The following is a 19186-nucleotide window of genomic DNA, read 5'->3' on the forward strand; positions in this document are numbered from 1 at the left end:
GCGTAAATCGCTATATCGGGTTATAACGATATAGGTAGCGAAGGTGCTAAGCTGCGTGGCATGAACTATCTCGCACATCTCCATCTGGGCGGCCAGCGCCCGGAACAACTGCTCGGCAGCCTCTACGGCGATTTCGTCAAGGGGCGTGTGGACGGGCAATTCACCCCGTCCATCGAGGCGGCGATCCAGCTGCATCGGCGGATCGATGTATTCACCGACCGACATCCCCTGGTGGACCAGGCGCTCTCGCGTTTCAGCCTGACCCGCCGGCGTTATGCCGGGATCGTCCTGGATGTGTTCTTCGATCATTGCCTGGCGCGGGACTGGGGCTTGTACGCCGAGGGTTCGCTGGACAGCTTTACCGCCGGGGTCTACCGGCTCCTGGCGAGCGAACCGCGGCTGCCGGGGCGCCTGGCGCAGGTCGCGCCCTATATGGCGGCGGATGACTGGTTGGGTTCGTACCGGCAGTTCGACGTGTTGCGGCAGGTCTTGCGGGGGATTTCCCGGCGCCTGTCGCGGCCCGAGGAACTGGCCCATGCGATGCACGAGCTGGAGCTGCTGTATGAGCCCCTGGGTGAGGATTTCCGGCGTTTCTATCCCGAGTTGCAGGCGTTTTCCCGGGAGCAGTTGCAGGTCCTGTAGGAGCCGGCTTGCCGGCGATCCGCCGCAGGCGGTCATGCGCTGCGGTCCGGCGATATCCGTACGATCGCTATCGCCGGCAAGCCGGCTCCTACAGGGGTTTATGCCGCTTCGGCTTCGGCGATCTGGCGGGGCGTGGTGCGCTTCGGTTCGGCGACTTCGCCAAACAGGGCCATGTGCACCGCCTGCTGGGCCTGGAAGGCCAGGGCCGCGCGTTCCTGGCCGTTGCAGGCAATCGGCGCCAGTACCTGGATTTCCACCTCGGCCTGATCGTTGGAAAACAGCCGCATCAGGTGCGAGAGCAGATCGTCGTCGCCAATGAAGGGCGCGAGCATGTCCGGCTGTCCGTCGCGCAGGTAACGGATCGCCACCGGTTGCAAGGAGACGTCCGCATCGATGGCCGCCGACAGCAGGCGACCGTGGAAGGTGCGCAGCGAACGGCCATCTGTGGTGGTGCCTTCGGGGAACATCAGCAAGGGATGCTGTTGCTCCAGGTGACGGGTCATCTGCTTGCGGATCAACTGGCTGTCACCCGAGCCACGGCGGATAAACAGGCTGCCGGCCTTGGCCGCCAGCCAGCCGGCCACCGGCCAGGTACGCACTTCGGCCTTGGACAGGAAGGACAGTGGCGTCAGAGCCCCCAGCAGTGCGATATCGGTCCAGGACACGTGATTGCTGACCCACAGCATCGGCCGGGTCGGCAAGGTGCCACGGACCGTTACGCGAAAGGGCAGGGCATTGCTCAACCGGGCCATGAAGAAACGCGACCAGCGCTGGCGTCGGACCATCGAGTTGGCGACACCCAGGCGTTCGAACACGCCGAACACACTGGCCATGCTCAAGCCCAGGGCGACCACCACCAGCACCCGCGCTATCCGCGCATACACCCGCAGCCGGCTCATTACACGGCCGCCTTGAAGTGGCGGGCGTAACGCGGGCACAGCTCGTCGCGCTTGAGCAGGATGAACACATCGGCCACCTGGAAGTCTTCGTCCCAGCACGGTTCGCCGCAGATCTTCGCGCCCAGGCGCATGTAGGCCTTGAGCAGCGGCGGCATCTCGGCGATGACGTTGCCGGGGATATCCAGCGACGGCAGCGGATTCTTCGGTTCGGCGCGCAGGTGTTCGGTGCTCAGGTAGCGTTCACGCAGACGCTGCATGATCGCCTGGGCCTGGATCCCGCCATCCTGCATCGGGATGCTCGCGCAGCCCATCAGGTAGCTGTAGCCGCCTTCGTTGAGCACTTCGGCCAGTTCGCCCCAGAGCACGGCGATGGTGCCGCCGTTGCGGTAGGCCGGGTCGACGCAGGTGCGGCCGATTTCCAGGATCGGGCCTTGCAGGTGGCGCAGGCCATGCAGGCTGAATTCTTCTTCGCTGTAGAAACGGCCCAGGGTGTTGGCGGCCTTGTGGTCGAGCAGGCGGGTGGTCGCCACCAGGCGGCCGCTGTTCAGGTCGCGCACGCCGATGTGGCTGCAGTGCACATCATAATCATCCATATCCAGGCCGAGCTCAGCGCCTTTCAGCTTGGCATTGAACTCGCCGCTGAAAACGTTGAAGCGCAAGGCCTGGGCTTCTTGCAAGGCCGCGGCGCCCAACAGGCGTTCGGCTTGCAGGCGGCGTTCATTGCCGGTGTCGCTGATGCGGGCGATCTGAGTCATGACGCGTCTCCGGTTGCCGGCCAGGGTTGCGGCCAGTCGACTTTGTTGTGCAAAGTCAGGCTATGTAGCCCCGGTGTCATCGCCATGAAGCTTTGGTGATGCTTATATGACAGCCCCCAAGGAGCCCGCCATGCCCTGGTCATTCCTGCTCGACCCGCCCCAACGCCTGCCTGCGTCGACCGATCTGGCGGAGGGCTATGCGGTTCTGCTCGAAACGCTGGGGGCGGTGACGCCGTTCGAACTGGCGGTGCGCGGGGGACGGCTCATGGCCTCGCCGGGGCTGGCCTTCCTGGTGGGTTATCAGGCGGCCTTGCGCATGCTCTGGCCCAGCGCCCCGGCCAGTCTCGGCGCGTTATGCGCGACCGAGCAGCGCAGCCTGCGCCCGGCCGATATGCGGACCCGCCTCGTCGACCTGCGCCTGACCGGGCACAAGGATTTCGTCACCGGAGGCGATGCCGCCGACTGGCTGCTGGTGGCCGCGCGCAGTGAAGAAGAAGGCGATGCGCCGCGCCTGAGCCTGGTGATCGTCTATCCGGGGGAGCCGGGTATCCGCCTGGAGCGCCTGCCGCCATTGCCGCTGATACCGGATATCGGCCATGGCCAGGCATCCTTCGATAACGCCGCCTGTGAGCGCCTGGCCGGTGATGGCTGGGATGCCTATATCAAGCCGTTCCGCACCCTGGAAGACATTTATGTCCTCAGCGCCCTGACGGCCTGGCTGCAGGGGATCGGCCAGCACAGCGACTGGCCGCAAGCGCTGCAATTGCGCCTGCTGGGCCTGTTGGCCGGATGCGCGGAGGCCAGTCGACAAAACCCGTCTTCAGTGGCGGCGCATGTCGTGCTGGGTGGCCTGTTTGCCCAGTTCGAGGCCCTCAAGGCCGAGCTGGAAGCGGCATTCGCCCAGGGCCCGGTGGCGTGGCGGGATATGTGGCTGCGTGATCGCGCAGTGCTGGATATCGCCGCCGGTGCACGGGCCAGGCGCCTGGCAAAGGCCCTGGCCCAACCCTGAGCAGGCAGGGCGTTGAGCAGAACTGTCATCAAATCTCGTTACACTCGTTCGAAGCTATTTCTCCGAGCTTGCCCCATGCCCAAGGGTTCGACTTTTTTCGCGGTTTTCCTGCTGCTGGTCACCTCCACCGTCCATGCCGAAAGCTGGCCCGGTGCCGAATGGGCCGAAGGTCCAAAGGTCGCCGGTCCTGCCGTCGAAGCCCTGCAGGCCTATGCCTTTCCACCGCGCGACGACGAAACCCGCAAGGGTGTGCGCACCGATGCCCTGTTGGTGATCCACCAGGGCCGGATCGTCTACGAGCAGTATGCCGGCCCGACCCGCGTCGATACCCCACATCTCACCTGGTCGATCAGCAAGAGCATCATGGCGACGGTCCTGGGCGTGGCTTATGGCGAAGGCCTGTTTCAACTGCACGATCCGGTGGCGAAGTTCTACCCGCCTTTCCAGGCACACCCCAAGGTCACCCTGGAGCACCTGCTGAACTGGTCGTCGGGCATCGACTGGCAGGAAGACTATGAATATGCGCCATTGAAATCCTCGGTGGTGGCGATGCTCTACACCCTCGGCCACGCCGACATGGCCGGCTACACCGCCGGCCATGGCGAATACAGCCCGGCCGGCCGGGCCTTCCGTTACTCCAGCGGGGACAGCAACGTCCTGGCGGCGGCGCTGCGCCAGATCGTCGGTGCCCAGCGTTACCCGGACTTCCCCTGGACGGCGCTGTTCGACCCGCTGGGCATTCGTGGCGCGGTCTGGGAACGCGATGGCAGCGGCACCTTCGTGGCTTCGTCCTATGCCTACATGACCGCCCGCGACCTGGCCCGGATCGGCCTGCTGATGGAGCGCAACGGTCGCTGGCAGGATCGGCAGTTGCTGCCCAAGGCCTGGGTCGATTTCAACCGACGCCCGTTTTCCGGGTACAAGCCGGGGCAGGATGAAGCCGTGGCGGGCGGCCAGTGGTGGCTCAATCGCTCCATCGACGGGGCGCCCAAGCCATGGCCCGATGCACCGTCAGACACCTTCGCCGCCCTGGGGCACTGGGGACAGGTGTTGTATGTGGTCCCCAGTGCCGGCCTGGTGATCGTGCGCTACGGCGATGACCGCGACGGCAGCTATCGTCACAACGAACTGCTCAAGCGTGCCCTGGTGGCCTTCGCGCCGAAGGTGCTGCCATGAAGTCCGCCAGTCTTGTGCGTCGCCACTCGATCATCAGCCTGCTGGCGTTGCTGCTGTTGGCGCTGTTCGCCTGGGTCTGGCATGAGCGCGTCGCCCTGCGGGCCTTCCCGCAGATCATCAGCGCCTATACCGCCAAGGAGTACTGCTCCTGCCGGTATGTCATGCACAACGCCGCCGACTATTGCCTCGGGTATGTGAAGCAGTCGGTGCCGACCAGTCGTTTTGTCGACGATCCGAACCAGCGCCGGGTCAGCGCCGAGGGCCTGGGGCGCAGCAGCACGGCGGTCTGGGTCGGTGAGCGGGAAGGCTGTCGGCTGGAGCCCTGAGACGTCGTTTGCCACCTCAACCGCCGCCGGTTAAGGTGACGCCTACGTTCAATCAGGAGCTTGCATGCACCGATCCCGCCTTCTTCTGGCCCTGCTCGGGGTGCTGGCCCTGCCGGCCCAGGCCAACTGGTACCTGGACAACGAGTCTTCGCGCCTGTCGTTTGTCACCACCAAGAACGCCGATATCTCCGAAGTCCACCGCTTCCTGACCCTGCATGGCAAGGTCGATAGCCAGGGGGTGGCGACCCTCGAAGTCGAGCTGGAGTCGGTCAATACCGGCATTCCCTTGCGCGATGAGCGCCTGCGTCGTGATCTGTTCGAGATCAAGACCTACCCCGAGGCGCGGGTCACCGCGCAGATCAATGTCCAGCCGATCAACGACCTTGCGCCCGGTGCCCAGCTCGAACTGCGCCTGCCCCTGGTGGTCAGGCTGCATGGCCAGGAGCACAGCTACAACGCCGAGCTGTTGGCGACCCGTCTGGATGACCGGCGCTTCCAGGTCGTGACCCTGGAACCGCTGGTGGTGCATGCCGAGGATTTCGACCTGCTGCCGGGCCTCACGACGTTGCGCAAGGTGGCCGGCCTGTCGGCGATCAGTCTTTCGGTACCGGTGGGCGCGGTGCTGATTTTCACGGCGCGCTGAGATGGCCGGCGCGGTCTTTCCCTGGCGCAGCGACAATGCCTTCGAGCTGCTGATCGACGGCCCGGATTTCTTTCCGCGGATGCTGGTGGCGATCGCCCGCGCCGAATGCCAGGTCGAGTTGGAGCTTTATCTGGTGGAGGCCGGCGAGTGCGCCGAAGCCATGGTCCAGGCGCTGGTCCAGGCGGCCGAGCGCGGGGTGCGGGTACGTTGCCTGTTCGATGACTATGGCAGCCTGGCCTTTACCCTGGGGCTGCGCCGGCAACTGACCGAGGCCGGGGTCGAGCTGCGTTTCTATAACCGCCTGCGCTGGCGGCGCGGCATGCGCAACCTGTACCGCGATCACCGCAAGCTGCTGCTGGTGGACAAGTCCATGGCGGTGGTCGGGGGCACGGGCGTCACCGACGAGTTCTGGACCCCCGGCAACGACCGTTTCGAATGGCACGAGGTCATGGTGCAGATCCGCGGTCCGCTGGTGCTCGACTGGCAGTTGCTGTTCGACCGCCAATGGCTGGCCAACGAACAGCGCACCGCTTGGAAGCCCGTCGCCCATTTCGGCCTGCCGCGCCTGCCACGGCTGCCGGTGGCGGGGCAGGGCATGGGCCGGGTGGCCTACGCCGACGCCCGGCAACATCGCGATATCCTGCAATCGCTGGTTCGCGCGTTGAGCAGCGGCAAGCAACGGATCTGGCTGGCGACCCCGTACTTCCTGCCGACCTGGAAAGTCCGACGCTCGCTGCGTCGGGCCGCCCAGCGCGGGGTGGACGTGCGGCTCCTGCTGACCGGGCCGCGTACCGATCATCCTTCGGTCCGTTATGCCGGCCATCGCTATTACCCGCGCCTGCTCAGGGCGGGTGTGCAGATCTTCGAATACCAGCCGTGTTTCCTGCACTTGAAGATGGTGCTGGTGGACGATTGGGTCAGCATCGGCTCGTGCAATTTCGATCACTGGAACCTGCGCTTCAACCTGGAAGCCAACCTCGAGGCGCTTGATCCGTCGTTGACCGAGGCGGTGACGGCCAGCTTTATCGCCGACTTCGCCCTCAGCCAGCCGGTCAGCCTCGAAGCCTGGAAGGCACGGCCGTTGTGGCGCCGGGTGAAGCAGCGGCTGTGGGGCTGGGTCGACCGCCTGGTGGTGAACCTGCTGGACCGCCGGAACTGATTCATTGCGCAACAGTGTCCCGCAGGTCGCATTCAGGGTATTGCGACCTGTTAGCCTGGGATAGACTCCCGTCAATTCGTCCTATGTCCGGGAACCCCCCATGACTCCATCGTTGCTTATGGCTGTCCTTGCGTCAGGCTTTATCTATGGCATCACCCCCGGCCCCGGTGTGCTGGCGGTGTTCGGCATCGGCGCGGCGCGCGGACGACGGGCAGGCGCGGGGTTTCTCTGCGGTCACCTGCTGGGGGATGTGATCTGGTGCAGTACCGCGCTGATCGCGATTGTCGGCGCGCGGGAAATCGGCAGCACCGCCTTCGATGTACTGGGCGTCATCAGTGGCCTCTACCTGTTCTGGCTGGGCTGGCGGGCACTGCGCAGCCGTCGCGCCAACGGTGAATCACCCCAGGGCGCGGCCCGGCAACCGTTCTGGCACGGCATCCTGTTCGGCCTGACCAACCCCAAGGCCTACCCGGTGGCGGTCGCGACCTTTACCGCCTTGCTCTCCAGCCGTGCCGAGCTGTTGAGCTGGTCGATGCTGCCGGCGCTGATTTTTCTCAGTTTCCTTGGCGGCGTGCTGGCATACGCTATTCTCATCGGTGTTGTCGGCGCCCAGCGGGTGCGGGTGCTGTATCAGCGCCACGAATTGATGATTACGCGTTTGTGCGGTGTGATGTTCATCGGCTTTGCCATAAATGCGCTGACTCATGCGCTGCCGGGGTTGTTGCCGAACAAGGCTTGAGTCGACGGCGAGGGGGGCAGGGAGCCGCTGTTTTCCATGGATCGATACTGACGCTTAATTTTTCGGGCGATCTCTTTCTGATGGAAACGAAGACTGTCACACCGCTGGCCAGCTATATCGACCTGCTGCTTGATGCGGTGTGTGCCGTTGATGTCGAAGGACGTTTTGTTTTTGTCAGTGCCGCCTGCGAGCGCATCTTCGGTTATACGCCGGACGAACTGATCGGCACCTCGATGATCGACCTGGTCCTGCCCGCCGACCGCGAGCGGACCCTCAAGGCCGCCAGTGAAATCATGGCCGGCGAGCCCAAGCCGCATTTCGAAAACCGCTATGTGCGCAAGGACGGCCAGGTGGTCCATATCATGTGGTCGGCGCGCTGGTCCGAGGCCGATCAACTGCGTATCGCCGTGGCCCGTGACATTACCGAGCGCAAGCTTGCCGAGGCGAAACAGACGGCGCTCTACGCGATTTCCGAAGCGGCCCACGCGACTGAAGACCTGCTGACCCTGTTTCAGCGGGTACACCGGATCATCGGCGAGTGGCTGCCGGCGCAGAACTTCTGCGTGGCGTTGTATGACGCGCCACGGGACCAGTTGAGTTTCCCCTATCACATCGACGACCACCGGGCCCGGTGCAACGCCGACGGCCATTGTGCGCAGATCGTGCGCAGTGGCCTGCCGTTGCTGCTGAACGACGAGGAAGCGCCTTGTCTGGGCGTGCCCCTGACCTCGCAGAACGGCATCATTGGCGCGTTGCTGGCAAAGAGTTCGGATGGCGAGCGCTACACCGAGCACGACCAGGATCTGTTGCAGTTCGTCTCGGCCCAGGTCGCGGCGGCCATCGAGCGCAAGCAACTGCACGCGCGCCTGCAATACATGGCGCGTTATGACCAGTTGACCCACCTGCCCAACCGGGTGTTTCTGCAGGAGCGCCTGAAGGCGGCGCTGGCCAGGGCACGACGGGAGCGTGGGCAGTTGGCGCTGCTGTATGTCGACCTGGACAAATTCAAGCAGGTCAACGACAACTTCGGCCATGGCGTGGGCGACCTGCTCCTGCAGGAAGTGGCCCGGCGCCTGCAGCAATGCGTGCGCGAAACCGATACCGTGGCCCGTATCGGCGGGGACGAATTCGTCATTCTGCTGGAGCAACTGCACCTGCGTGAACATGCCGTCCAGGTCGCCGACAAGATCCGTCGCCTGCTTAACGAACCGATGATCTGGGAGGATTGCGAGCTGAGCATCATGCCCAGCATCGGGATCGCCCTGTATCCGGAAAACGGCGAGGAGGCGCACCAGTTGTTCAAGCATGCGGATGAGGCGATGTATGGGGTGAAGCGCGGAGTGCTGGTGACCCATTGAGGCAAGAATCGGGAGATGTCTTGATAAAGTGATCTATAAGTCACATTTCTATTGCTGTGTGATTTATAGATCACTTTATGGGTTTTGACGTTGCTTAAAAAGTGCTCTATAAGTCACTTACTCTTTGAAAAGTGATTTATAGCCGACATGAACGATCTTCTGGTTCAAGATCAATTCGCCCAACAGCTTCGGGCCTTGCGTAAACGTCGCGGCCTGACCCAGGCGCAGGTTGCCGCACTGGCGATGATTGACCGCAAGCAGGTGATCCTGGTCGAGAAAGGCTTGGGCAGCGTGTCTTTCGAGTTCTATAGCAAGGTCATCGCCGCCTTGGGGTGCACGGTTGAAATCAAGCCGGCGACGCGCCCGACGCTGGAAGAGCTGCAGGGCATCTTCAATGAATAACCCTTTGTCTCTTGAAGTGGTGACGCCTTCCGGCTTTGCCGGCGATCTTTTTTTTTCCGACCCTGCAAAGCACTACGTATTCCGTTACGACCGACAGGCATTCAGGCAACCATTGAATCAGTTCGAAAGCAGTTTTGCTTGAGTGCAACGGAGTGGGCTGTGTATCCATTTGCTTACTCTGTGCTCAAGTCCGCCCGGCGGGTGCCGATAAGTCGATACAAGGACTTCTGTAGCGCTTGAGCGAGCATCGACCATGGTTTCCATCAGCAGTGTCACCATCCACAACCCGGCCTTGCCGGCCACCCAGGGCACTGCTGCCGCGTCGAAAGACAAGCCTGCCACCGCTTCGACCCAGCCGGTCGAAGGGATTCAGGTAAAGATTTCGGCCGAAGGACTGGCGGCATCGAATGCTGCCAAGCCGACGGCCAAGAGTCCGGCGACCGCCCAGGCCCAGCAGATCGAAAAACTGCGCAAGATGATGGCCGAGCTGCAAAAGCAGATCGCCGAGAAGCAGGCGCAGATCCAGGCGGTTGCCAACAGCCAGTCGAGCGATGCGGAGAAGGCCAGCAAGGTCGAGGCCTTGAACACCGAAATGGCGACCCTCAGCGCGTCCCTGACCAGCGCCACCGCGACCCTGTTCAACCTGATGAAACAGAAACCGACGCCGGCGCTTTCGACCGAACCGATCCCGGTGACGGCGACGGTGAAGTCGGACGATGCTCCGGCTGAAATGGCGCCGCTGGAGGGCTGACAACCTCGTTGTTCGCGGAGGGATAAGCCGGGAGGGGCGGCTTTTCCTTTATTGGCTTTGCTCCCCTCCCTTTCGTCGCTGCTTCTTTTAGCTTGTCGCGATCACCGGTTCACGCTCCAGCACTGAATCCACCATCCTCTGCGCCAGTTCAATCAGATGCACCACGCCCATCGCTACCTTGCGATTGGGGCCTGTGAGGTTGTCGGCGTTTTCGTAGGCCGTGGCGGCTGCGGATTCCAGGACAGAGCTGGCACTTACCAAGGTTTCTTCGGTGCTCTGGAAGTCGGGCAAGGGCTCGGGTGTTGGTACAGCGCCGAGATGTTTTCGCCTATGGGGCGGCGGTAGGTTGTAGTGCGCCAGGGCGCGATCAGCGACCTTGGGGTCAATCGTTTCGAGATTCGGTGAACCTGGCGGGTTCGGTGTGACCTTGAACATGGCAAATCTCCAATCCAATGGTTGGAGCCGTCACGCCATCGCTACCAAACGATTCTGGGTGGCGGCTGTACACAGGTTGGTAGACCGGAAGATTGGAAAAACCGGCGCACCCGAGGGTGCCCTGCGCACAGCCACCGTAAATTGCAGGCAATAAAAAACGCCTGAATCCAAGGAGGCGCTGTGCGCCAATCTATACCGGGCTACCAAACCCGATCACTGATGTGCAGTGATGGATTAAAGATAGCCACCTGGATTGGCAGGCACAAGCGCTCAGGATTTTCTAGGAAGTTTCAGTCAAAGGAAAGGGACTTGTCTTGCCTGCTCGGCAAAATCACTGACTGATGGTAGCGAGTTGTGACAGTCGTCGGGACTGTTCGATCTGTCTAGCCACAGCTGCTTCTGGACGCTTTGCAGCTCTTCCTTCCTTTGTTCAATTTTGTGTCTACGCTCAAGGGCAGTCATTTTGCCAGTATGCCGATGCACGGACTTGAACAGATAAGGAGTCGTTTATGGAGTTCTTTGAAAAGCTTGCCAGCCTCGCCGCAAAGGTTCGCCTGCAAGGGGCTGCGATTCAAACGGAGGAGGCCACCAAAAACGCGTTTGTCATGCCGTTTATCAACACTGTGCTCGGCTACGATGTTTTCGATCCGCTTGAGGTAACCCCAGAGTTCGTCTGCGATGTAGGGACGAAGAAAGGGGAAAAGATTGATTACGCAATCATGAAAGACGGTGAAGTTCAGATACTGATCGAATGCAAGAAAATCGGTGAACCGCTCAATATTAATCATGCCTCGCAGTTGTTCCGCTATTTTCATGTCACGAGTGCCAGGATTTCCATCCTCACCAATGGGCAGGTCTACAAGTTTTTTACTGATCTGGATGCGCCCAACAAAATGGACGAAAAGCCTTTTCTTGAACTTGATTTGCTCGATATCGATGAGTACTCGGTTCCAGAACTGACCAAACTCACCAAGTCCGCTTTTGATGTCGATTCGATTATCAACGCTGCTGGCGAGTTGAAGTACGTGAGCCAGATCAAGAAGGTGATTGGCGCCCAGGTCAGCAAGCCCGACGATGACTTCGTCAAAGTGTTTGCCTCAAGAGTCTACGATGGGGTGATTACGCAAAAGGTTCGTGAGCAGTTCTATGAGTTGACCCGAAAGGCCCTTGGGCAATTCCTCAATGACCAGATCAATGACCGACTGAAATCTGCGATGAGCGGAGCACTTCAGCCGACGATCAGTTCCCCTCCACCTTCGTCTGGGCAGACAGAGAACCTTGATACACGTGAGGACTCAGACGATAAAATATTGACGACGCTGGAGGAACTTGAGGGTTACCACATCGTTCGCGCCGTAGTGCGTTCGGTGGTCGATGCGAAGAGAATCGTGCAACGGGATACCCAGAGTTACTTCGGAATTCTGCTGGATGACAACAACCGCAAGCCAATCTGTCGCTTGCATTTCAACCGCTCACAGAAATATATCGGGATTTTTGACGAAGGAAAAAACGAAACGCGACACCCGATAAACTCCGTCGACGACATTTATGAATTTTCGGATCGACTGAAGAAAACAGTGGGTTATTACGAATGAGCTGCGGACTGGCGATGAGATTATTTTGAGCTCAGTTCATTTTTAAAATAATTGGAGAGTGGGAGAGCACTCTCCAATTGAGATGATTCAAGCGTGAGGCTTGTCGCTCTCGAACTCACATTTTCTTAAGACTTTGGCTTTCCAGCCTGATCTTTTCCTCGGCCGACACGCAGCAGTTTGGAGACCGCGTTGCGCAAGGTGTTGTCGACGACACCCAGTGCACGACGCCCCGGCTCTTCCGGACGGCCATTGAATGACGTTACATGGAAGTAGGACTTGTCTTCGTCGTCGGGAGACTCTTCGGAAAAGTAGTAGTTGGATACGCAGCAGCGCGGGCCTTCAACACGTACCTTGCTCACCGAGTGCCAGGAGTCCTTGTTGGTCTCCATCACCACCAGCCGGTTGAATTTTGAAACCAGGGTTTTTTGTGTCTTGACCTGTGGGTCCCACAGCTCGAAGTTTCCGCCGTTTTCCAGGCGCCAGTCTGGCGCGACGTAGTACAACAGGTTCAGCCGACGATAGAGCGCTCGGGCAGCATCATGGCTGTTGTCGATATGAGGGTTGAGGAAGTCATCCTTGAACATCATCGACAAGCCCCCCGCGTAGAGCGTCGGATCCGGCAGGATGCCTTCGATAGCGACCAGGTCGGCAATTTTGCCTACGACCGAAGGATGCTGCATCGCGAAGGTGATCGAGCTGAGGATCTCGGGATGATCGGCGAGGTTGCCCAGGGTTTTCTTCTTTTCACGAAACGATTGCCTGTCGAAGAACCCATCGGCATTTCGGGGGAAGGCATCATAAATCTGTTGCGCCATCTCGTTGGAGAGCAGCTCGTCGATGATGAAGTGTCGTGTGTGTGTACCTTCCGGGTTGTTCCACTGGTTCTGGATGTCAGCGCTGAGGGCGGTCAGGCGTTCAACGATGAGGGCGGCAATTTGCGGGGCGTCCATTCAGGGAATCCTAAACTCAGAAAAAGGTATTTGCTGTATGAGAATTCTTACAGATTTGACGTTAATGGCAAAGTGGAATCGGGTGCGAACAGCCTGATTCTCCCTCGCCAATCGGATGTATCCGATAGCCGCTGCGATCCCGTATCGATACCTTGCCGACCGGCATGACAGGCGCCGCACAGCTGACCTGACATGTCCTTTGGCGCATTTTGTTCGGGAATATCATGTGAATGTAGGTATCAGTATCTCGTTGGCACCCAGGCTGTTGCAGGGGAACGGATCGTCCACCCAGGACACGCGGACGGTGTATGGCCCGGAGCCGGCGGGAGCAGAATTCGAGCCGTTGCAAATGCCGGCGACGGCCACGGAGGAAGACTCGACCGGGCAAAGGATTGCCGCCCTATCGTCGGCACCAGGCCGAACCGAACATTCGGGATTTCGTGCGATGCTTTCGGCACCCGGCGGCACGAGCACGGTCTTGGGCAGGCAAGCTCCTCCTTCGACCCGCGAGGAGAAGATCGAGGCATTCGTGGCGTCGTGGAAACAGGCCAGCGCGGTGTTCAACGGAATGCCGCGGTCGAGCCCTCTACAAGACGCGCAGCAGGCATTCGAACGGCAGTTTCCCCATGCGCCGCGACCCGTGGACCTGCACAGGATCCAGGTGCACATCTATCAGATGACGGGTTCCCCACCTGGCGACGAGATGTCCGAACATACACTGGTGGCCTCGCCCAGCCTGGCCGATTTGATCGTGGCGCACTACAACGGCAGCGATGTATCCACGCCCTATGGTCGTTACCCGTTCCCTGGCATTTTGTACTATGGCCATGGCGACGCTTACTGCTTGGGCGATGGCAGCGCTCACGAGAGTCCACGAAGAATCTGGTCGGTCAACACCCAAGACGCCCTCGGCTTCATCGGCAAACTCCCGGCGGACAAAGCCAGGGAGGTGGCCGGGCAGCAGGCTCGCCATTTCGTCACGCCTGGCGTGGATGGCAAGACGCCGCGCGAAGCACTGGCGGAAATTCGCAGGGAGCAGATCCTGATTGAGGCGCAGCAGCAGGATGACCAGGACATTCTCAGCGAGGAAGGCAAGGCGTTTGTCGAATCGATCGTGAAGACTCCCTCCGCGACCGATCTCGAACCTGTCTGTCTCGATCAGAGCCGGCGCCCGAGGGTCTACAGCCTGTCGGTCCGGGAGGCTGCCCACGACGGCAATGACAACGATTGCTACCCCTCTCTGACGCTGCAGGGGCCGCTTGTCATGGTCAGGCCTGCCACTGATCAGCCTTCTTCCGGGGAAGGCGATGGCAGTCTCTTCGTGCTTTATCTGCCGGGGTGGGGGCTCAAGGAGTTCAGGTCCAGGCAGGACCTGATGGCCTCCATCGCGGTCTCGCCGATGTTTCAGCGGTTCCTGCCCGAGGTGGTGCAGGCGCGCTCGCCAGAGACAACACGTTATGTGTTCGACAAGTTCGAAGCGGTCCCGAGCGACATGAGCTTCCTCGAACACAGCGTTCAGCAGCAGATCGACAAGCAGCAGCGCGATACTCGGCACCGGTTGGAGCAGGCGGGCAGGCGTGGCGTGGACCTGATCGAGTTTGACGTGATGGCCGGCCATTCAATGCGCGACTTTCGCAAGTCGTTCGAACCGCCCCGGGTCATGGCGGCAAACTCGCGTCCTGCGGTCGATCACAACCTGAACGTCAGCACCCTGTTGAGGGCGTCCCTCAGAGCGTGAGAGCGGCTGGAGCATCAGCCAAATCCCACCCATGAAAAAACCGGCCTCTGAGCGCCGGTTTCTTGTCTTCAATGCGGGGTGAGGCAGGCTGCCATCTACGATCACGCGTGCGCAGCACGCTCGAATACTTCGTCAGCCCATTGGTTCAGGCTCTTGCCGGCGGCTTTGGCGGCAATGGTCGCGGCGGCATGAACTTCAGGACGAATGCGCAGCATCACTTTCCCGGAGGCGGGCTTCTCGGGGCTGACGCCTTGCTCGGCACAATCCGCCAGATAATCCTCGATAGCGCCGGCGAACTCGGCGCGCAGCTGCGTCACTGAATCGGCATGAAAGCTGATGATGTCGCGCACGCCCAGTACCCGACCGACGAAAATATCATCTCGATCGTCAAACTCGACTCGGGCGGTATAGCCCTTGTAGGTCATGCTGTTCATAGCTCAACTCCTGCTCGCTGGAGAAATTCGCGAGCTTCTTCGATTCCTGATCACGTAGGCGCGATCACCCAAATTCCACCCATAAAAAACCGGCCTCTGAGAGCCGGTTTCTTGTCTTCGTCGCTACCTTGAGCAGCGGCGGAGCGGGTTCGATCTGGAGCGGGTAGAGGGAATCGAACCCTCAACTAAAGCTTGGGAAGCTTTCGTTTTGCCACTAAACTATACCCGCTCGAACGGCTGACTTTGTACCAGATGTTGTCGCGGATTTGAAGTTTTTCTTTGGGAATCTGTATTTTAGCGCAGATCGCAGAGCGGATTTTCGCCAGGCGTCATCGCGGGCATTCAAGCATCGGCCAGGGGCTCCCCGAGAATGCCGTTGCCCGCGACGACGGTCGATCACATGGCTTGCGCATGGTGTTCCTGGACGTGTCGGTAATAACGTGCCCGGCTTTCCTGGTGGGTGGGTTTGAGGAAGTCGAGCAAGGCGTGACGACTGTCCCGGCAAGCGGACTTGTGTTCCATGTCGAGGAAGTGCCCGGTGCTGCGAATGGTGCTGAAGTGGCTATGGCGGACGTGATTGCCGAACTTCTGCGCGTCCTCGGCGGCGGTGTATTCGTCCCATTCGCCATTCATGAACAGCACCGGTACGTCGATCCTGTCCGCGGCCTTCAGGTAGCACAGGCGATCGCTGGCGAGTATTTCGCTGATATGGAAATGCATCTGCCCGTATTCATGCTCCGCCAGGCTGCTGACATGCCGGTAGTTGAAGCGCTTGAACAATGACGGCAGGTGCTTGCCGATGGTGCTGTTGACCAGGTTGCCGACACGGTCGCGGTCGCAGGCACCGAGATAGTCGACGCCGCGCTCCAGGTAGTCCCGCATCGGTTCGTTGATCACCGGCGAGAACGAACTGATCACCACCTTTTCTACCCGCCGCGGACGCTTGGCCAGGGCGACCAGCGCTGCGGCGCCGCCCCAGGAAAACGACATCACATGCTCGGCGGCGAAGTGGTCGATCAGTTCCAGGAGGATCTGCCCCTCGACTTCCTTGGTCAGCATTTTCTCGTGACGGTTGTGGGCCTTGGACCTGCCCGCGTAAGGCTGGTCGTAGCACACGACGTTGTACTGCGGATGCAGGTTTTTCACGGTCTGTGCAAATGACGCAGTGGTGGCCATCGAGCCGTTGACCAGGATAATGGTCTTTTCTGCGGCATCTGCGCGATAGAACTCCGTGTAAACCCGATATTGACCCTGTATATCCAACACAGCGATTTCTGGCCTCATGTCAAAAGACTCCTGGCAAGCGGGTATGCGCGCAACTGACTGTGCACGAGCTATATGACAGGTAGGCATTCGCCTGGAATTTGAAGCCCATGCCGGTCCGGTAAAAGCCTGGCCGACGGGTGTTTTTATAGGCGGGCAATCTGCCGGAGAGCGAGAGCTGGCAAGCCCTGCAGCCGACAAAGAGTTTCTTGGAGTTGTGGGGTGACTTGTCAGTCACAATCTGGCTGACGGTTTGATTCAAGCAGGCACGCGGTGATTGTGCAAGGAGCGATTTGGCATAAGCCGATCACTTCTGCCCAACGGTCATCCGCTCAGATCTGGCGGATTTCTTCGTCCGTCAGCGGTCGGTATTGCCCGGGCGCGAGGCGTTCGTCGAGCACCAGCGGGCCCATGCGTTCGCGATGCAGGCGCAGGACCTTGTTGTCGAAGTGGCCGAACATGCGTTTGACCTGGTGATATCGACCCTCGACGATGCTCAACCGGGCGCTGCGTGGGCCCAGCAGTTCCAGTTCGGCCGGTTGGGTGGTGAGGTCTTCGAAGGCGAAGTACAGGCCTTCGGCAAAGGTCGCGGCATAGTCGGCGCCGATCACCTGTTCGGTCTCCACGTAGTAGACCTTGGGCAGCCTGGTCAGCGGTTGCGTCAGGCGCCGCGACCACTGCCCGTCGTTGGTCAGCAGCATCAGGCCTGTGGTGTTGAAGTCCAGGCGCCCGGCGATATGCAGTTCGTGGACGTCCGGTTCCTCGAGCAGGTCGAGGACGGTCCGGTGCTGCGGGTCGCGCGTGGCGCTGACGCAGCCCTGGGGTTTGTGCAGCATGAAGTAGCGCGGCGGGCGACCTGCCTGCAGCACTTCGTCGTCGACTTCGACCTGGCTGAACTCACGCACTTCATGGTGCGGATCGGTGGCGATCAGGCCGTCGACCCTGACCCGTTTTTCCACCAGCAACAGGCGTACCTGCTGGCGGTTGAAGCGGGGCAGGTTGCTGAGGAAACGGTCGAGGCGCATGGCGGGATGTTCATGGGGAAGCGGGTGGGCATTTTACGTCATGGCGTCGAAGATGGGGCCTGCTTCAATTGTTCGTCCACCCGCGCGCAACGCGGACACAGGCAGGCGGCGTTGCGCAGTTCGGCGGGCAGGGCTTCGAGTACCGCCGGGTCGATGCTGACGCTGTAGCACCAGCAGGGCCGGTCGACGGTTCGCGGGTCGGCCAGGGCGCAGTCGTTGCGGGCACCACAGGCCGGGCAGAGGCCGGGATCATTCATGGGCGGACTTCGCCAGGTCGCTGCACACGCGGTTGCGCCCGCTCTGCTTGGCGCGGTACAGCGCGTGGTCGGCACGGGCCAGCAGGCTATGCAGGGTGTCGTCCTGTTGCAGTGAGGTCAGACCGATACTGACAGTCAGTTGCAGGCTCTTGCCGTTATAGCTGTAGCGCTGTTGCTCGATGTGCTGGCGGATCTTCTCGGCCACCAGCAGGGCATTGCTGCTGTCGGTGTCCTTGAGCAGCACGATGAATTCCTCGCCACCCCAGCGGCAGATGATTTCCGACTGGCGCAGGCAGCTTTCCAGGTCCCGGGCAAAACCGCTCAGCACGACATCGCCCGCGAGGTGACCATGGCTGTCGTTGAGTTGCTTGAAGTGATCCAGGTCCAGCAGCAGCGCGGTCAGCGGCTTGGGTTCGCGCTGGGCTTCGTGCAGGGCCTGGGCCGCCAGCAGGTCGAAGCCCCGGCGGTTGGGCAGGTCGGTCAGGCTGTCGAGGGTCGCCAGGGCCTGGATCTTGCGCTGGTAGCGGTGGACCACGCGGTTGAGCAGGGCCAGTACGATCAGGGTCACCACCAGGCAGATCAGCAGGTTCAGGTACAGCGACTGGCGGATCCCGCTGAGGGCGCTGTCTTCGCGCTTGTCGACGAACAGGTACCAGTTCAGTTCCGGAATGAAGCGTACGTTGAGGAAGTGCCGCTGGCCGTCCGTCTCCGCATAGTCGTAGCTGCCATCGTGGGGCTTGGGCAGCTTGGCCAGCAGGTTCTTCATGCTCGCCAGGTCGTTGAGCGACGTGCCGGCCCGGGCGCCTTCAGGGCCACCGTCGGCACCGGTCAGGACCAGGCGGCCGAAGGTGTCGACGAAGTACACGCTGCGCTGGTAGCGCTGCTGGTACTTGTCGATCAGCTTGATCACCGCATCCACGGTGAGGCCGACCCCGGCCGCGCCGATGAAGTGTTCGTCGTAGTCGAAGACCTTGTAGTTGATGAAGAAGGTCAGGCGGTTGTTGTTGGCGGTGTCCGGGTCGACGTTGATCTCGTAGGGGGGCTGCATGTCCCGCACGCGGAAGTACCAGAGATCGTTGGGTTCATCGATGCGGACTTTCTTCAGCACGCCCTTGGCCTGGTAGTAGGTCAGGTTGCTGTTGGAGACGAAGAAGGCGGTGTAGGCGCCATAGTGGGTCATGACCTCGTTGAGGTAGCGGGTCATCTGGTCCGGATCGCGTTCGCCGGCCACCACCCAGTCGCGCATGAAGGTATCGCGGGCCATCATCGAGGAAATCAGGATCGGTCGCACCAGGTCCTTCTGGATTTCCGAATAGACCGTGTCGGACGTCAGAGGCAGTTCGGTATTGATGATGCCGTCGCGGATCGAGGCGCGCGAGGCGTAGTAGCTGAGCAGGGACGTGGCAAGGAAACCGCAGCCGAGCAGGGCGACCAGCGTCACCACCAGCGAACGTTGTGAATAGAGCACAGAGCGAAGCGGCATGACGATTCCGTAGGCGGTTCCCGATGGACGCATTCTAGTGGCGCGGCTGAAAAATGCCTGCACATTTTGCAGGGGGACGGTCCACCACCGAGGCTTGCTGAATGATTCCGTATAGGCCGTGGCGGTCTACGCTCTTGGAAGACCAAC

Annotated in this window: 22 protein-coding genes and 1 tRNA gene; 13 read left to right on the forward strand and 10 right to left on the reverse strand. The window is 60.9% G+C overall.

All coding sequences use genetic code 11. From position 1 onward, the window contains the following. Positions 1-60 precede the first annotated feature (60 nt). Positions 61-642 (forward strand): ACP phosphodiesterase, encoded by a 582-nt coding sequence (locus ACL9RJ_RS28025; protein WP_103032629.1) that lies wholly within the window; start codon positions 61-63, stop codon positions 640-642. Between the two features lie 98 nt (positions 643-740). Here ACL9RJ_RS28025 and ACL9RJ_RS28030 read toward each other — a convergent pair whose 3' ends face one another. Both ACL9RJ_RS28030 and olsB read right to left on the reverse strand, forming a co-directional pair. Then, complete coding sequence (locus ACL9RJ_RS28030; protein ID WP_422765868.1) at positions 741-1541, reverse strand: lysophospholipid acyltransferase family protein; 801 nt, start codon at positions 1539-1541, stop codon at positions 741-743. Then, a complete protein-coding gene (gene olsB / locus ACL9RJ_RS28035) occupies positions 1541-2296 on the reverse strand; it encodes an L-ornithine N(alpha)-acyltransferase (protein ID WP_017127713.1) in 756 nt (251 codons plus the stop codon). Before olsB ends, ACL9RJ_RS28030 begins: the two co-directional genes overlap by 1 nt. 130 nt (positions 2297-2426) lie before the next feature. Here olsB and ACL9RJ_RS28040 point away from each other — a divergent pair, with 130 nt between their 5' ends. The 10 genes from ACL9RJ_RS28040 to ACL9RJ_RS28085 all read left to right on the forward strand — a co-directional run bounded on the left by ACL9RJ_RS28040 (position 2427) and on the right by ACL9RJ_RS28085 (position 9859). Then, positions 2427-3305 (forward strand): acyl-CoA dehydrogenase family protein, encoded by an 879-nt coding sequence (locus ACL9RJ_RS28040; RefSeq protein ID WP_017127714.1) that lies wholly within the window; start codon positions 2427-2429, stop codon positions 3303-3305. A 75-nt stretch (positions 3306-3380) separates the two neighbouring features. Continuing rightward, positions 3381-4481 carry a serine hydrolase domain-containing protein gene (locus ACL9RJ_RS28045; protein ID WP_017127715.1) on the forward strand — a complete coding sequence of 367 codons (1101 nt, stop codon included), beginning with the start codon at positions 3381-3383 and terminating at the stop codon, positions 4479-4481. Further along, positions 4478-4807 (forward strand): amidase, encoded by a 330-nt coding sequence (locus ACL9RJ_RS28050; protein WP_422765869.1) that lies wholly within the window; start codon positions 4478-4480, stop codon positions 4805-4807. Before ACL9RJ_RS28045 ends, ACL9RJ_RS28050 begins: the two co-directional genes overlap by 4 nt. A 64-nt stretch (positions 4808-4871) precedes the next feature. Further along, on the forward strand, positions 4872-5450 hold the full coding sequence (locus tag ACL9RJ_RS28055) for a YceI family protein (RefSeq protein ID WP_017127717.1): 579 nt from the start codon (positions 4872-4874) through the stop codon (positions 5448-5450). Between the two features lies 1 nt (position 5451). Next, positions 5452-6609 carry a phospholipase D-like domain-containing protein gene (locus tag ACL9RJ_RS28060; protein ID WP_177085377.1) on the forward strand — a complete coding sequence of 386 codons (1158 nt, stop codon included), beginning with the start codon at positions 5452-5454 and terminating at the stop codon, positions 6607-6609. A gap of 100 nt (positions 6610-6709) precedes the next feature. Further along, complete coding sequence (locus ACL9RJ_RS28065; protein ID WP_042936061.1) at positions 6710-7348, forward strand: LysE family translocator; 639 nt, start codon at positions 6710-6712, stop codon at positions 7346-7348. 80 nt (positions 7349-7428) lie between these two features. Then, on the forward strand, positions 7429-8706 hold the full coding sequence (locus tag ACL9RJ_RS28070) for a GGDEF domain-containing protein (protein ID WP_017127719.1): 1278 nt from the start codon (positions 7429-7431) through the stop codon (positions 8704-8706). A gap of 147 nt (positions 8707-8853) precedes the next feature. Then, the gene (locus ACL9RJ_RS28075; protein WP_017127720.1) at positions 8854-9108 is read left to right on the forward strand and encodes a helix-turn-helix transcriptional regulator; all 255 of its coding nucleotides are present in this window, start codon (positions 8854-8856) and stop codon (positions 9106-9108) included. Then, positions 9101-9250 carry a hypothetical protein gene (locus ACL9RJ_RS28080; RefSeq protein ID WP_158683253.1) on the forward strand — a complete coding sequence of 50 codons (150 nt, stop codon included), beginning with the start codon at positions 9101-9103 and terminating at the stop codon, positions 9248-9250. Before ACL9RJ_RS28075 ends, ACL9RJ_RS28080 begins: the two co-directional genes overlap by 8 nt. Positions 9251-9361: 111 nt before the next feature. Continuing rightward, positions 9362-9859, forward strand: coding sequence for a hypothetical protein (locus ACL9RJ_RS28085; RefSeq protein WP_103032631.1), 498 nt, complete (start codon positions 9362-9364; stop codon positions 9857-9859). A gap of 87 nt (positions 9860-9946) precedes the next feature. Here ACL9RJ_RS28085 and ACL9RJ_RS28090 read toward each other — a convergent pair whose 3' ends face one another. Then, positions 9947-10294, reverse strand: coding sequence for a DUF6124 family protein (locus ACL9RJ_RS28090; protein WP_422765870.1), 348 nt, complete (start codon positions 10292-10294; stop codon positions 9947-9949). A gap of 509 nt (positions 10295-10803) precedes the next feature. Between ACL9RJ_RS28090 and ACL9RJ_RS28095 the strand changes: the two genes are divergently transcribed. Next, the gene (locus ACL9RJ_RS28095) at positions 10804-11889 is read left to right on the forward strand and encodes a type I restriction endonuclease (RefSeq protein ID WP_017127723.1); all 1086 of its coding nucleotides are present in this window, start codon (positions 10804-10806) and stop codon (positions 11887-11889) included. 125 nt (positions 11890-12014) lie between these two features. Here ACL9RJ_RS28095 and ACL9RJ_RS28100 read toward each other — a convergent pair whose 3' ends face one another. Then, the gene (locus tag ACL9RJ_RS28100) at positions 12015-12839 is read right to left on the reverse strand and encodes a 2OG-Fe(II) oxygenase (protein WP_177118257.1); all 825 of its coding nucleotides are present in this window, start codon (positions 12837-12839) and stop codon (positions 12015-12017) included. Positions 12840-13065: 226 nt separating this feature from the next. Between ACL9RJ_RS28100 and ACL9RJ_RS28105 the strand changes: the two genes are divergently transcribed. Beyond that, the gene (locus tag ACL9RJ_RS28105) at positions 13066-14577 is read left to right on the forward strand and encodes a hypothetical protein (protein ID WP_422765871.1); all 1512 of its coding nucleotides are present in this window, start codon (positions 13066-13068) and stop codon (positions 14575-14577) included. A gap of 101 nt (positions 14578-14678) precedes the next feature. Here ACL9RJ_RS28105 and ACL9RJ_RS28110 read toward each other — a convergent pair whose 3' ends face one another. From ACL9RJ_RS28110 to ACL9RJ_RS28135, 6 genes are all read right to left on the reverse strand, one after another. Beyond that, positions 14679-15011 (reverse strand): type II toxin-antitoxin system HicB family antitoxin, encoded by a 333-nt coding sequence (locus ACL9RJ_RS28110; RefSeq protein WP_177085371.1) that lies wholly within the window; start codon positions 15009-15011, stop codon positions 14679-14681. A 155-nt stretch (positions 15012-15166) separates the two neighbouring features. Next, positions 15167-15240 (reverse strand) — tRNA-Gly (locus ACL9RJ_RS28115). Positions 15241-15407: 167 nt separating this feature from the next. Beyond that, positions 15408-16295 (reverse strand): alpha/beta fold hydrolase, encoded by an 888-nt coding sequence (locus tag ACL9RJ_RS28120; protein ID WP_422765872.1) that lies wholly within the window; start codon positions 16293-16295, stop codon positions 15408-15410. 311 nt (positions 16296-16606) lie between these two features. After that, on the reverse strand, positions 16607-17299 hold the full coding sequence (locus ACL9RJ_RS28125; RefSeq protein WP_017127727.1) for a pseudouridine synthase: 693 nt from the start codon (positions 17297-17299) through the stop codon (positions 16607-16609). Between the two features lie 38 nt (positions 17300-17337). Next, a complete protein-coding gene (locus ACL9RJ_RS28130; RefSeq protein ID WP_017127728.1) occupies positions 17338-17556 on the reverse strand; it encodes a cysteine-rich CWC family protein in 219 nt (72 codons plus the stop codon). Continuing rightward, a complete protein-coding gene (locus ACL9RJ_RS28135; protein ID WP_017127729.1) occupies positions 17549-19039 on the reverse strand; it encodes a sensor domain-containing diguanylate cyclase in 1491 nt (496 codons plus the stop codon). The genes ACL9RJ_RS28130 and ACL9RJ_RS28135 overlap by 8 nt, the downstream gene beginning before the upstream one ends. Between the last annotated feature and the right edge of the window lie 147 nt (positions 19040-19186).

The sequence above is a fragment of the Pseudomonas sp. Mn2068 genome, assembly GCF_049319725.1.
GTDB lineage: Bacteria > Pseudomonadota > Gammaproteobacteria > Pseudomonadales > Pseudomonadaceae > Aquipseudomonas > Aquipseudomonas gingeri.

Coding starts and splice junctions, on each gene's coding strand:
- ACL9RJ_RS28025 (WP_103032629.1), top strand. CDS start 61: ATGAACTATCTCGCACATCTCCATCTGGGCGGCCAGCGCCCGGAACAA.
- ACL9RJ_RS28030 (WP_422765868.1), bottom strand. CDS start 1,541: ATGAGCCGGCTGCGGGTGTATGCGCGGATAGCGCGGGTGCTGGTGGTG.
- olsB (WP_017127713.1), bottom strand. CDS start 2,296: ATGACTCAGATCGCCCGCATCAGCGACACCGGCAATGAACGCCGCCTG.
- ACL9RJ_RS28040 (WP_017127714.1), top strand. CDS start 2,427: ATGCCCTGGTCATTCCTGCTCGACCCGCCCCAACGCCTGCCTGCGTCG.
- ACL9RJ_RS28045 (WP_017127715.1), top strand. CDS start 3,381: ATGCCCAAGGGTTCGACTTTTTTCGCGGTTTTCCTGCTGCTGGTCACC.
- ACL9RJ_RS28050 (WP_422765869.1), top strand. CDS start 4,478: ATGAAGTCCGCCAGTCTTGTGCGTCGCCACTCGATCATCAGCCTGCTG.
- ACL9RJ_RS28055 (WP_017127717.1), top strand. CDS start 4,872: ATGCACCGATCCCGCCTTCTTCTGGCCCTGCTCGGGGTGCTGGCCCTG.
- ACL9RJ_RS28060 (WP_177085377.1), top strand. CDS start 5,452: ATGGCCGGCGCGGTCTTTCCCTGGCGCAGCGACAATGCCTTCGAGCTG.
- ACL9RJ_RS28065 (WP_042936061.1), top strand. CDS start 6,710: ATGACTCCATCGTTGCTTATGGCTGTCCTTGCGTCAGGCTTTATCTAT.
- ACL9RJ_RS28070 (WP_017127719.1), top strand. CDS start 7,429: ATGGAAACGAAGACTGTCACACCGCTGGCCAGCTATATCGACCTGCTG.
- ACL9RJ_RS28075 (WP_017127720.1), top strand. CDS start 8,854: ATGAACGATCTTCTGGTTCAAGATCAATTCGCCCAACAGCTTCGGGCC.
- ACL9RJ_RS28080 (WP_158683253.1), top strand. CDS start 9,101: ATGAATAACCCTTTGTCTCTTGAAGTGGTGACGCCTTCCGGCTTTGCC.
- ACL9RJ_RS28085 (WP_103032631.1), top strand. CDS start 9,362: ATGGTTTCCATCAGCAGTGTCACCATCCACAACCCGGCCTTGCCGGCC.
- ACL9RJ_RS28090 (WP_422765870.1), bottom strand. CDS start 10,294: ATGTTCAAGGTCACACCGAACCCGCCAGGTTCACCGAATCTCGAAACG.
- ACL9RJ_RS28095 (WP_017127723.1), top strand. CDS start 10,804: ATGGAGTTCTTTGAAAAGCTTGCCAGCCTCGCCGCAAAGGTTCGCCTG.
- ACL9RJ_RS28100 (WP_177118257.1), bottom strand. CDS start 12,839: ATGGACGCCCCGCAAATTGCCGCCCTCATCGTTGAACGCCTGACCGCC.
- ACL9RJ_RS28110 (WP_177085371.1), bottom strand. CDS start 15,011: ATGAACAGCATGACCTACAAGGGCTATACCGCCCGAGTCGAGTTTGAC.
- ACL9RJ_RS28120 (WP_422765872.1), bottom strand. CDS start 16,295: ATGAGGCCAGAAATCGCTGTGTTGGATATACAGGGTCAATATCGGGTT.
- ACL9RJ_RS28125 (WP_017127727.1), bottom strand. CDS start 17,299: ATGCGCCTCGACCGTTTCCTCAGCAACCTGCCCCGCTTCAACCGCCAG.
- ACL9RJ_RS28130 (WP_017127728.1), bottom strand. CDS start 17,556: ATGAATGATCCCGGCCTCTGCCCGGCCTGTGGTGCCCGCAACGACTGC.
- ACL9RJ_RS28135 (WP_017127729.1), bottom strand. CDS start 19,039: ATGCCGCTTCGCTCTGTGCTCTATTCACAACGTTCGCTGGTGGTGACG.